Below are 12893 nucleotides of genomic sequence, written 5' to 3' on the forward strand. Positions count from 1 at the left end.
GCTCTGCTGGCGCGTGACGCCTAGAGGCGTACTACTCTGAAGAAAGGTGGAACGAGAGCTGATGATCTAAAGTATACCAAGCTAACAAGGTTAGCCATGTTGTTGATTGCCATTTCAGATACATGTTCACAATATATCCCTACGTTGAAATCAAGGTGATCCGAAATTTAAATATAGTGCAATTGTTTTATAAATACAGCGAAAGAAAGTATAAATGTGATCAATATTTAGAATGGTGATTAAATACGATAGCGTGTTATATAAACTGTGAATATCGTCAGTTTATATACTATTAAACTAGTTCAACGAGAACCTTAATAATAGCGGCTACTTTTGAATTAATCACTTATCCAATATAGGATGAAGGTCGCTGTTTTCTGGATATCTACTGTGCTAAAAAAGATAAGCTCTGATGAGGCTCAAACCTCACCAGAACCGTATTCGCAGTGAATGACTTACTTCTTCTTAACCACTTGTTTAATCGCTATTTCAGCTAACTTCGGTGTCGCGGCTTTTAGAGCACTGGGTGCCACCTTCTTACCGGCTTTTACCGCTTGTTCAGCTGTCCTTTAACCGACGTCCCTCTTTTCATAGCTTCAAAACGTTGACGGTTTCTCTGCACGTTGTTTGCGTCAGCGATACGCTCAAGCAGCGTCTGCCTTAAAGCATCTAAACCAAACTGTGCCTTTTCAGGAGCAATCGCCAGCGGTAATACAATATCGGGTTGTAGTAAGGTTTGATTGTATTCAAGAGCCTGAGCAATGATCTTCCCCTTGCCCGATGTCGGGTTACCCAAATCATAAGGTGGCTGCCATTCATCAACAGGCTTTAGTCTGTCGACCTGATTAACAACCGACACAAGTATTGGTTTCTTACGTGAGATGTTCTTTGGATCATCATAGAAAGCATCAAACTTAACCTTCAACTGTTTATCCAGTTCACGAGCCGATTGATTGGCTTTAAGCACCCAAAGCACCACATCGGCTTGGGTCATTTCTTTAAGCATCAAGGCTTCGGTTTTTGCATTGCCATCAAGCCCTTGTAGATCTACTACTCGAACGTCATTGCCATCGACAAACGCCTTGTAAACGGTTGAAGTATCGGTTGATGGCAGAACGTCGACCTCGGCAACCAACTCCTGCTTAAGGGCGTTAATCAGTGAGGATTTACCCGAACTTGTTTGCCCCACCAGCACAATTCGTACAGGTTCTAATTCAGGAGCAAAACGCTGTTCGTCGACTTCTGAAACATCAGACGCTCTCAGAGATTCATCTTCAATGCTGAATCGACCGCTATAGAGATCAATTGCTACCGCAGCCACTTCATCCAGTAAAGCTTGTTTGGCAGCGTATTGCATATCATCGACTACGCCTTTAGTCATGGTAGATGTCGCTTGCTCTCGACCTAAATCAGAAATCACCTTGAGCGGATTCAAATACAAGTTTTTAAGGTGGTTACCCCAAATAGCCGCTTTGAAGATCTTCTGCCCTAGCTCACCATACTTGTCGTAGGCTTCATAGCCCGCTTTAATGTAAGAAACCTTAAGGTATTCAATGCCAGGAATGTGTTCTTTCACCACCAACTTGTAGCGGCGGCTAACCTCTTCAAATAGCTTAAGCCCTTCAGGAATCGAAAAATCGAGCGATTTCTTATCAAACTTTTTGGCGACAAACTCAAGAACCTCTAAACCAGTTTGGTCGAGGTTGCCCCACTCTATCTCGCTACTTAATTGCTGACGGACATAGTGTTTCGAGTCGTTCCAAATCAACAACTCAGCTTGCGACCATTCATCAGACGCTTTGACCATCGCATCATTGACTAACGCATGATTGATGTCAGCACTCTTAGGCGATGATCCGGCTTCACCCTCGCTTGCTGAATTAGCAGACGCATTGCTATAAGTTGGTTCGCGAGAAGAGCGGCTAGAAATGTATAAAGGAATGGTGAACACCAAGGTACTCACGGCAATAGCAATCGACATTTCCAACAGATAGCCGTATTTGACCGCCAAAAACAGACCAAAGCCCATCATGATGAGGCTTGGGAAGATCGCCGAAATCAGCGCAATGCCCCAACGTCCGCTCGATAGGACGGCCAGTAATCGAAATAGGTTTCTAATTTTCTTCATAGCCCGACGCCGCCTTACCTTTTTTCAGGGATTCTTTGTAGATCTTTTGCATCTCTTGTTCAGACACTTCTTCGCCTTTGTTCTTATGATAGAAGTAAAAACACGCCGCTCGACCTAAACCATAACTGGTGCCGAAACTCATGGCTGCGGCCGCAACCGCGCCGACCGTTTGACCATAAACCGGAATCAGCTTGATCAGCTGTCGAGTTCCGAGCTTCATTCCGTACTGTAATGCAAAGCTGCTTCCCAAGGTACCTATCAACTCGCTAAAGACTCTCTTGTTCCATTCAACCCCATATTGGTTTGCCAAACTATGGAGCATCTTCGCTTGAATTGCAGGTACAGACACCAAGCCAACGCCCGGAATCAAGTCACTGGCCGCTGCACTTCCTGCGTACCAAAGCACTTCGTTTTCGACTTGATCAAAGTTGGCTTCTTCTTGGGTGGAATGCTCTTTGTCGACCACCATCATTCCGATAACAGGAAGCATATTAGTCAGCTGTTCAATCAAGGCTTCATAATTGTAGATTGCGCCAGTGTTGTTGCTCTCGTCACCCGTTTCAAAATCCACTGCGACCGATTCAAATCCCTTTCCCCACACCTTTTCTATTTGATTGGTGTTGAATTGAATTTGCCTTGCGCGGTCTGCTTCACTGGAAGACAACACAGCGGTATGAACAAGCAGTAAGTGCTTAATCTTCTTTTGCTTCTTAATCTGTTGTAGAGCGGTAAGCACGGCGGATTGTTCAGGCTCATCGGCTTTCATCACTACGACGAGCGCATTACCCGCTTGGCCGATCTCTTTAAGATCGTCTGCCGGATCGTAATCGGCTTCACCCAAACCTCGAGTATCGAGAAATCGCATGACCGGTTTGTCTTGAGGAAACGCATACGACATTGCCGTCATGGTACATGGCGCAAAACCATTACCCACTTCAACAGAGGAGTCCCCCGTGACCGCTTGAATAAACGATGACTTGCCCGCACCCGTTTTGCCCAACAGCCACAAGGTCGGCAGATGCTTACGCTGATATTCATGAGCCTGAGTGAGATCGGGGTTCTTGCTCGGATTAATGAAGTCTTTAATTTGATCAAACATGGTTAGACTAACGCTCACTAGATGTTGAGATTCGGGTTGGTGACAAGGTGCGATGACTTATATAATCGGGTTATCGCATTTAGCTTAAGTTTGTTCAGTGACGCGTTTGTTCAGTCGTGCTGATTTACAATGCTTAAGCACTTGTTTTTATAAGCCTGTTTTATATACGGTTCTATCACGTATTTAAGCATGCTCCAAGCTATTGAATGCTTGAAGCTGTAACAGATTAGGCTGCCTATCAGTAATCTACAGTTATCAATTAGAAGCTAGCAACAAACACAGAGAGCCCAAAGAGAAGTATGGAACAAATTTATTTAGCAGGCGGATGCTTGTGGGGTGTGCAAGAGTTCATCAAGTATGTGCCTGGCGTGATCAGCACAGAAGCAGGTCGTGCCAATGGTAGCGCCCAGCCAACAGAAAACGACACAACACAAAGTGATGACACCCAAAACGCTTATGATGGCTACGCAGAGTGTGTGCAGATTGAGTTTGACCCGAGCATCACGTCAGTCACGGTTCTGATGGAGCATCTGTTTGAGATCATCGACCCTTACAGCGTAAATAAACAAGGTGTCGATGTGGGAGAGAAGTATCGAACCGGAGTTTACAGCACCGACGCTCAACACTTAGCAGAAGCCGAGCGCTACATTGCATCACGTGAAGACGCAGACCGAATCGCTCTAGAGGTTTTGCCGTTGACCAAATACGTCGCCAGTGACGATATCCACCAGCATCACCTGAGCCACTTTCCTGAAGATCATCACTTATGCCATATCCCTTGGGATCTGCTGCATAAATATAAATCTTAGTTTGAGCCTCCAACTTAGCTTCTAAGATATTTAGCCTAGAACCTAAAAAGCCCCAGAACGCTGACACGTTCTGGGGCTCATTTTTATCGTTGCCAGTTAAAAACAGACTTTATTCTGCGTTACTTCTTTGTGTTTTCAAGCACGTAATTTGGACCTGCTGTTTCAGCCGTTACCACTGCCAGTTTAGACACATCTGCACCTTCACCTTGGTAAGCGTTCATGCCGTTTTCTACCGCTACTTTTGGTAGTTCAACCGAGTAGCTTTCAATCAGCTCAGAATCCGTCACTTGACCCACGTAAGTTTCGTCTGTGTAAGTCGCACCCACTAATGGGAAGTCGTGAGTTGCACGCACACTTACAAACTCAGGTGATTGCGAGTTATCAACCACGTTGTGTTTGAACGCCACGTCCACACCTGCGTAAATGCCTTCCACTTCTGCGTTATCAAACAAACTTACACGGTGGCTTTGGTTGCCGTAAACAATGCCCCACTCAGTATCGACTAGCGAGTTGTTTTCGATCGTGATGTTTTTCGGTGTCCACTGCTTGTTAAGCTCTTTGCCTTTCACCGATTGATCTAGCTGCTCGCCATTCGCTACGTCGATGATACCAGTGTTAATAACAATGCCGCCACGTAGGTCAGCGTTGCCTTCAATCAAGCCATCGCGGCCTCGAGTGTTTGCAATGTAGTTGTTACGAATCACATGGTCTTCATCGTAAATACGGACGCCGCCGGTTAGGCGCTTTCCATTACCAAGAATCATGTTGTTCTCAACCGTGTTGCCTTTTCCGTGACGCAGTGAAATAAGCGCCGTGCTTTGGAAAATAGTATTACCTGAGATCGTGTTGTCGCCCGACTTAATCGAGATCAGTTCACGCTCACCATCCATATCGATCATTAGGTTGTTCACGAACTTAGAGCTTGAATCCCACTGTGAAGATTTAGAATCGCCGATACGGATCGCTTCCCAGCTGTTGCCGTTGTAACGAATCGCTTCTTTGATATCGAATTCATTAAATTGGTTCGGCTTTTGATCCATGAAGATGTTGTTAGCAATCAGGTGGTTGTCTGATGTGTCATCCTTTTGAACACCAATCAAAGTACCGCGCTTTTGCTTACCTTCGAAACGGTTGTTGATCACTTTGCCGTCTTTACCCCATAGAGAAACCCAAAGGTACTTTGGATACTCAGAGCGACGCTCATCTGGCTCGTACGTGTAATCGTGGTTGAAGTAGTAGAATGTTGAGTTTTGCAGCGTGTTGCCATTACCCATCATACGTACTGCGCCAAAACGTTCGTTTGGACCACCTTCGGTAAACACTAGGCCATCAAGCGTGATGTCATCACCTTTCAATTCGAACTGGATCAAGCCAGTGATCCACGCAGAACCTGCTTGTTCAGCTTTGATGGTGATGTCATTCGCGGTAATCGTCACTTGACCTAAGTTCGCGTATTTACCGTTAGGGATAACAACTTCGTCGCCATCTTTTAGGTTTTCAAATTGTGCTTTAAGTGCAGCCACTTGTTCTTCTGAAGCAACGTCTAGTGTATTGCCATCAACTTCCGTTAAGCGGTCACTAGTTAGTAAGTAACTACGATCGATTTCGCTGATCGAAGGTACCGCTTGCTCAGCCGCGCTGATCACGGGTGCTGCTTTTTCTTGAGTCGTGCAGCCTGTCGCGAAAGCTAACGTAAACGCGCTAATAATGCTTACCGAAATTAATTTTTTCTTCATCTTACATCTCACATTAAATACTGGATTACCAAAATAACGGCCACCCAAACTGGTGACCGTTTTATTAAAGTTTTCTTTGTTTGAACTTATAATTTCTTAAGGCTTGTCGTCTTGTCGAAAGCGTATCTCTATGTAAATAGAAGACTTAGCTTTCAGCTGGTGTTACTTCGTCTTGCTTTTCGACCTTGTCATCTACCGCTTTAACAAGCAGCAAACCAACAGAGAATACAATCAAGCCACAAAGAACGAACACCATGCGTCCCCACATTGGGTTAGGCAGTACGAACATTGTCATTACGCCCACACCTGCAACTGCGATAAGTGAACCCAACATACGACGTTGCTTGTTATCCAATTTCTTCTGCTCGTTACTTTCAGCAACCAATGGTGTCGCTAGGTTGTTGAAGAACTTGTCTACGTCTTTCTCACGGTGCTCTGCAAGAGGCTTGTAGAACAGTGTTGATAGTACGAAGAAGCCAGCAGTAAATACGATGTGACCGATAAGGCCGATAGCTACTTTCAGGTCAGCCCACTCACGGCCTGTTAGCTCGTTTAGACCGAACCAGTTTTGGATCATGTCAGCAGTGATAACGAAACCTACGAAGTAAGAAACCACACCACCTACAACTAGCGTGCCCCAACCTGCCCAATCCGGTGTTTTACGGATGAAGAAGCCACAGAATGCTGGAATCGTCATTGGGAAGCCGATCAATGCGCCCACGTACATCATGGTGTCGAAAAGGCTCAGACCTTTAAGAGAGTTGATGAACAGAGCAACTAAGATGATCGCGATGCCGAAGAAAGTAGACGTTAGTTTAGAAACAACCATTAGCTCTTTTTCTGTCGCTTTAGGGCGAAGAATCGGCTCGTAGAAGTTCTTAACGAAGATACCTGAGTTACGGTTTAGACCTGAATCCATTGAAGACATGGTTGCTGCGAACATAGCGGCAATCAGAAGACCAACCATACCAGCAGGCATGTATTCTTGAACGAAGTACAGGTAAGCGAAGTCAGCGGCTTTGCTGCCAGCTTCAGGGTAAGCTGCTGCTAAATCAACACCTTGACCTGCCATGAACCAAGAAGGCATGAACCAGATGATTGGACCAAGCGTCATTAGTACACATGCAAGTAGAGCGGCTTTACGTGCGTTGTTTGAATCTTTCGCAGCAAGGTAGCGGTAAGAGTTAAGCATGTTGTTGGTGATGCTGAACTGCTTTAAGAAGATGAACACAGCCCAGATGCTGAAGATGCTCATGTAGTTAAGGTTGTCACCCGTGATGAACGAATCTGTTGGGAAGTCGCTAACGATCTGCGTAACACCGCCACCGTGGTAAATAGCAACGACTGCACATGTCACCGTTACTGCCATGATGATAACCATCTGCATAAAGTCAGATGCGATTACCGCCCAAGAGCCACCCGTCACTGACATGATCAGTACAACCAGACCCGTAAGGATAATCGTTGTTGTCATATCAAAGCCGAAGATACCCGATGCGATGATCGCTAGACCATTCAACCAGATACCTGCAGAGATAACGCTGTTTGGCATACCAGACCAAGTGAATACTTGCTCATTCACTTTACCAAAACGCATACGAATCGCTTCAATTACCGTCACAACACGCAGTTGGCGGAACTTCGGAGCGAAGTAAAGGTAGTTCATTAGGTAACCGAACGCGTTAGCAATGAAGATAATCGCTACCGCAAAACCATCGGTAAAAGCTTTACCTGCGGCACCGGTAAATGTCCACGCACTGAACTGGGTCATAAATGCTGTTGCACCTACCATCCACCACAGCATGTTACCTCCCCCACGGAAGTAATCACTTGTCGTACTTGTAAACGTTCTAAACATCCACCCTATCGCAATTAAGAATAGGAAATAGATGCCAACTATCAGGGTATTGAGTTCCATCTTTAAGACCTTTTTATTTATGTTTTTTGTTAGGGTCACTATAGATAGATGGCAAGCACATTTGTACTACAATAATTTAAATGCGTGACAGTGATCTTACAGTCTGACCCTCAATTAATCATACAAGTGATCAAGTTCAAATTTGCACCACCTGCGAGCACTTTTCATCAACTTAGTGCAGTCCACAGCGCCAAAAACCCATCAAAACGCCGAAAAACAAGAACAAAATCACTAAAATATTGATAACAGTCGTTAAAAACAGTTAATCGTGACGGCAAATTTTCATATGCGAACAACGGAAATACCGCTAGATATAGCTTATGAAAATGAATAAACCGGACACATTTGTATTACAAATATCACAAATTTATAGTCAAATTTCGATTTGAAAAGTTCCCTTCATTAGACCGCTAATAATGAAAACTTGAAAACCACTATTAGATGCTGACAGTCAGCCACTGAAGTGAAATGCTTTTAACACACCGGTTACACTTTCCCCTGTCCAATAAAAAGGTGTCATTATGAAGAAATACATCCCTATATTGATTGCTCTTAGTACGATGTCTTCTATGAGTTATGCAGCCACACCACGTGAAGATGCTGTCGACTATCTACAGATGCGTAAAGGCTTGGCTTATCAAGTAAACCATTCAAAACCCTTTACTGGTCAGTTTGAAGAGAAGTTCGATAACGGCCAAGTCGCAACCCAAGCTCAATTTGCCGACGGCCTAGAACTTGGTTTAGAAACCAGTTGGTATCCAAATGGCCAAGTCGCTTCTAAAGTGAATTACGTTAAAGGTGAATTACAAGGCAAGGCAGAAACCTGGTATCCCAACGGCCAAAAGAAAGCCGAGCTCAACTATAAAGACAACGAATTGTCAGGTGTTGCCTCTCGATGGTATCCAAATGGCGAACAAAGCCTAACGGCAGAATACAGTGACGGACAAAAAGATGGTCTGGTCACCGACTACTACCCGAATGGCAATAAGGCGAGTCAAGCGAAGTTCAGTGACGGTGAAATGGCGAACGGGAAACTGACTCGCTGGAACTCTAATGGCGACAAGGTTGAAGAACTGACGTTCAAAGACCAAAAAATCACGTCAAAACAAGTGTGGATGCCGACTCAAAGCTAGATCTGCTGAGTAGCTAGATTCGCATAAAAGTTAGATTGGCTTAATAGCTAGGTCTTCATAAAAACTAAGCCTACTTTGTGTCGCTTATAGAGAGATGCGTAGCCTAAAACATAGCCACAAAAACTCATACTATGGTTCTTAGATAACCTTTCTCTCAAATAAATCGACACTAGAAACGAGCATTCATGCAAATCAACGTGAATGCTCGTATTTTTTGTCTTTAGACCGTGCCTTCCCTTTCCTGCTTGTTGTATTCCTTTCTCTTCCAGCGGCCTTCCAGCAATCTTTTAGTGACAAACAACCTCTTAATGACAAAGCAATCACCAATAGTCATTGAAATAATAAATATTTAACTTGTTAATAATCATTTTATAAAATACTGTTAGCAAACGTTTCCGTTGCGAGTCAGATCTCAATTACAGACCCCGTAAGCTATCTACACGCAAATAAGAGAAACACGATTCTAAATACGTTGTTGAGTCATATTGTTTTGCTTTGGTGCCCCTCTATGAAAATTAAAACCTCCCTTTTCTGCCTTACTTGCTTGTCGATTATTTCGTTATTGGTTGTTGTGTCATTCACAGAACTGGCCAATCTAAAACTGATCAAACTTGAGAAAACGCTGATCAAAGTAAAGTCACTCGAAGTCTCTATGCTTCAGCTCAATCGAACAGAATTAGAGTTTCTAATAAGCCACGATAAAACGCTTAAGCCTGTGTTTGCTCAAGAGTACACTCACTTTCAACAACTGATGGGCAGTTTCTCTGTCTTGCTTAAAGAGTCTGATATCGCAGTCCCGGAGTTAGAAAAGCTGACACTTGAAGTAAAGCAATACAACAAAGGCTTTTCGTTAATGGTCGATGCCATCGACCACAACCCCGCAGAGGTCGCAGAACTGAAATCAGAAATGAAAATGCTGTTTGAAGATATCATCTCTATATTCATCAACGTTGAAGGTCGATTAGAACAACAAGTCGAATCGATTCAGCAAACCATTACCACCTTCATTGTAAGCTCCATTATTACCGTCGCTGCGTTATTGATGGCGCTGTCTTTTGGCATCTCATCTCGTGTAGCAAAGAAAATAGCCTCGCTGAACTCAACCATGATGCTCGTCGCTCAACAACGCGACTTTACCGTAAGAGCCGAAGACAAGGGATCGGACGAGATTGCCGATATCGCAAAGGCATTTAACACAGTCCTCACCGATATCCGTCAGCTTGTCGGCCAAGTTCAAGGCTCTATTCAAGAGCTCGGCAACATTTCGAACCAGCTACAACACGACGGAATGGAAGTTGAGAGTGCTTTAAACAAACAGCAGCAACAGACCGAGAACATTGCGACCGCGATAAACCAGATGGGCAGCAATATTCAAAACGTAGCGACCAACAGTGAAAACGCTTCATCCAATGCGCAAACCAGTTTCGCTACGGCAAACGAAGGTCTGAATGATGTGGCATTCACCAGAGACACCATCAATACCCTTTCGACTGATCTTGTCAGTGCCAGTGAAGAAGTGAATCGCCTTTCTGTTCACTCAGAGAAGATCAATACTGTGTTAGAGGTGATTAAAGACATCGCAGAACAAACCAACCTGCTTGCTCTCAATGCAGCCATCGAGGCAGCCCGTGCAGGAGAACAAGGCCGTGGCTTTGCGGTGGTCGCTGATGAAGTAAGAACGTTGGCTGGCCGAACACAACTTTCTACTGAAGAGATCTCAACGATAATCCAAGGCGTTCAAGACCAAACACAAATGGTCGTAAATACGATTCAAAGTTGTTGTGAGAAAGGCAACCGTAGTGTCGACTCTTGTGAGAATGTACATTCAAGAATCACTTCTGTTATCGCAGACATGGAAACGATTTTAAACAACAGTTTGGAAGTAGCGAATGCAATGAAAGAGCAAAGCGCTGTTACCTCAGAGATCATTGAAAACGTGGGTGCCATTAAGCAGCTAACATTAGCCAATGTAACGGGAGCGTCGAAAAACGCCGCTTCTGCAACGTCTGTGGTTGAACAAACCGACTCACTTGAGCGAGCTGTCATCAACCTAAGAGCCTAGCTTTTAAACCGCGGTTTAAAAGCTTATTGAGCCTCAAACGGCTCTTTACTCAAATTCCAGATAAAAAAACGCTCATGTTGCCTGTATCAACATGAGCGCAAGGGCAGATCTTCGACTACCATCTCCTACCTTTCTAAATGAAAGCAGAAGTTATAATTAGAATAGTTGGGAGCAATAATCAAAATGCTCTTGCAAGCACTTCAACGATTTCTTCTTTTCATCGATTTAGAGAAACGTTAACCGTCTTAACTAAATTCGATTCTATATAGCAGGCGATGTCACTGCCTTGCCTACTACATTTCAAACCTGCTCTGATTGAAGCTTTAATCACCTCAAGCAAATGCCTCGTCCTTTGAACTATCCGTTCTACTATCCACTTTACTTCACTACTTAACAGATCTTTGTTGAATCTACATACATTCAACATACGAAAGATAAGTGTTGCTACATAAAGTTAGTAAATAATAATGTATTACAAATAAAAATAACATCTAAAGATTCAATTTTTTGCTGTAGCGCACATTTATTGATAAACAAGAACTTTATAAACAGACTCACCAAGATAATTAAACACTAAAAAACAACAACTTATAGAAATAGTTAACTTTGTAACCCTTTGTAAATAGTGGTTTTGTCACTACAACACGATCTAATTCACAGATCATCACGCCTCGGATCGCTACCATATTTGTATTATTTTAATTCAAAACAAAAGGCGTAAATATGAAAGCCCCCCGACTCCTACATCTGGCTGCCTGTATTGGTGCTATCACTTTCGGTTCACAAGCTATGGCCGCTGAATTCGTTTTCCTCGATGAAGCAACATTAGAAGCGAACCGCACTCTTCTTCAGTCAGATAAAGCTTCTGATTCAATGAAAGATGCTTACACCAAGCTGATTGAAGAAGCAGAACTAGCAATGAACGATGGTCCTTTCAGCGTTGCTGATAAAGGCATGGTTCCACCAAGCGGCAGCAAAAATGATTACATGAGCATCAGCCCTTACTGGTGGCCTGATGAATCAAAAGAAGATGGGCTTCCGTGGGTACGCCATGACGGAAAAACTAACCCAGCATCAAAAACTGACGAAACTGACTCAAAACGTATTGGCCACTTTACCCGTTCTGTTCGCGCATTAGCGATCGCCTACTACTTTAGCCAAGACGAAAAATACGCTCAGCAAGGTATCGAATATGTAAGAACTTGGTTCTTCAATGAAGATACGAAGATGAACCCGAACGTAAACTACGGACAAGGTGTACCTGGCGTTGCTGAAGGTCGCCGCGGTGGAATCATCGATACCAGAACACTGACTGATCGCATGCTGGATTCAATCGCCATTCTGTCTCAATCACCAACGTGGACTGAGTCTGATGAAACGCAAATCACTCAGTGGTACAGCGAATACCTAGATTGGTTAATCATCGATGATCTGTCTGGTGGTCCTAAAGGCGAAGCTTACGCAGAAAACAACCACGGCACTTGGTACGACTATCAAGTAGCAGGCGTTTCTTACTTTATTGGTAACGACGCACTGGCTAAGCAGATGGTTCAGAAAGGCAAAATGCGTATCGACACACAATTCGAGAAAGACGGCTCTCAGCCTCACGAAATCGAGCGTACACGTGCTTACCACTACCACTACTTCAGCCTAGATCCATTGGTCGGTATGGCTCAGATCGGTGACAAAGTCGGTATCGACCTTTGGAACTACACAAACAAAAAAGGTGGCTCTTTAGACACAGGCATTCAGCTAATGGCTGACTACAACGACCTATCTAAAGAGTGGCCATACACACAAAAAGATGAACGTCGTCGCGTTGAACGCATGACTCCGCTTTACCTGAAAGCCGGTGTTGCTATGGAAAACCCTGAGTGGGTGAAACTGGCAACAGAAACTGACTTCAGTGAGTTCACGGTTAAGAAGAACCTAGCGGAAGTTTGGGCTCAACGAGATGTAGAACTGCTTTACCCGAAGCTTTAATCCAAACGCTCGAAAGGGGCATGTA

7 protein-coding genes and 1 pseudogene are annotated in these 12893 nt (G+C 44.1%); 4 read left to right on the top strand and 4 right to left on the bottom strand.

The window, feature by feature from the left end:
• Nucleotides 1–455: 455 nt before the first annotated feature.
• A pseudogene (locus L0992_09330) lies at nucleotides 456–2128 on the bottom strand (50S ribosome-binding GTPase).
• Complete coding sequence (locus L0992_09335) at nucleotides 2115–3227, bottom strand: GTP-binding DUF697 domain-containing protein (GenBank protein XGB65927.1); 1113 nt, start codon at nucleotides 3225–3227, stop codon at nucleotides 2115–2117. Before L0992_09335 ends, L0992_09330 begins: the two are co-directional and overlap by 14 nt.
• Before the next feature lie 299 nt (nucleotides 3228–3526).
• Here L0992_09335 and L0992_09340 point away from each other — a divergent pair, with 299 nt between their 5' ends.
• Nucleotides 3527–4036, top strand: coding sequence for a peptide-methionine (S)-S-oxide reductase (locus L0992_09340; GenBank protein XGB65928.1), 510 nt, complete (start codon nucleotides 3527–3529; stop codon nucleotides 4034–4036).
• A 119-nt stretch (nucleotides 4037–4155) separates the two neighbouring features.
• Here the strand turns inward: L0992_09340 and L0992_09345 are convergent, their stop codons facing one another.
• Entirely contained in the window at nucleotides 4156–5772 is a 1617-nt protein-coding gene (locus L0992_09345) for a polysaccharide lyase 6 family protein (protein ID XGB65929.1), read from the bottom strand.
• Nucleotides 5773–5917: 145 nt separating this feature from the next.
• The gene (locus L0992_09350) at nucleotides 5918–7690 is read right to left on the bottom strand and encodes a transporter (GenBank protein XGB65930.1); all 1773 of its coding nucleotides are present in this window, start codon (nucleotides 7688–7690) and stop codon (nucleotides 5918–5920) included.
• A gap of 521 nt (nucleotides 7691–8211) precedes the next feature.
• On the opposite strand from L0992_09350, the gene L0992_09355 reads away from it, so the two are divergent.
• From L0992_09355 to L0992_09365, 3 genes are all read left to right on the top strand, one after another.
• Nucleotides 8212–8823 (top strand): toxin-antitoxin system YwqK family antitoxin, encoded by a 612-nt coding sequence (locus L0992_09355; GenBank protein XGB65931.1) that lies wholly within the window; start codon nucleotides 8212–8214, stop codon nucleotides 8821–8823.
• A gap of 508 nt (nucleotides 8824–9331) precedes the next feature.
• Nucleotides 9332–10885 carry a methyl-accepting chemotaxis protein gene (locus tag L0992_09360; protein XGB65932.1) on the top strand — a complete coding sequence of 518 codons (1554 nt, stop codon included), beginning with the start codon at nucleotides 9332–9334 and terminating at the stop codon, nucleotides 10883–10885.
• A gap of 723 nt (nucleotides 10886–11608) precedes the next feature.
• Complete coding sequence (locus L0992_09365) at nucleotides 11609–12868, top strand: alginate lyase family protein (protein ID XGB65933.1); 1260 nt, start codon at nucleotides 11609–11611, stop codon at nucleotides 12866–12868.
• Nucleotides 12869–12893 lie beyond the last annotated feature (25 nt).

This window comes from Vibrio pomeroyi (assembly GCA_041879425.1).
GTDB classification, from domain to species: domain Bacteria; phylum Pseudomonadota; class Gammaproteobacteria; order Enterobacterales; family Vibrionaceae; genus Vibrio; species Vibrio pomeroyi_A.

Excerpts from the sequence above, each read along its gene's own strand:
- L0992_09335 (XGB65927.1), bottom strand. The coding sequence starts at position 3,227 with ATGTTTGATCAAATTAAAGACTTCATTAATCCGAGCAAGAACCCCGAT.
- L0992_09340 (XGB65928.1), top strand. The coding sequence starts at position 3,527 with ATGGAACAAATTTATTTAGCAGGCGGATGCTTGTGGGGTGTGCAAGAG.
- L0992_09345 (XGB65929.1), bottom strand. The coding sequence starts at position 5,772 with ATGAAGAAAAAATTAATTTCGGTAAGCATTATTAGCGCGTTTACGTTA.
- L0992_09350 (XGB65930.1), bottom strand. The coding sequence starts at position 7,690 with ATGGAACTCAATACCCTGATAGTTGGCATCTATTTCCTATTCTTAATT.
- L0992_09355 (XGB65931.1), top strand. The coding sequence starts at position 8,212 with ATGAAGAAATACATCCCTATATTGATTGCTCTTAGTACGATGTCTTCT.
- L0992_09360 (XGB65932.1), top strand. The coding sequence starts at position 9,332 with ATGAAAATTAAAACCTCCCTTTTCTGCCTTACTTGCTTGTCGATTATT.
- L0992_09365 (XGB65933.1), top strand. The coding sequence starts at position 11,609 with ATGAAAGCCCCCCGACTCCTACATCTGGCTGCCTGTATTGGTGCTATC.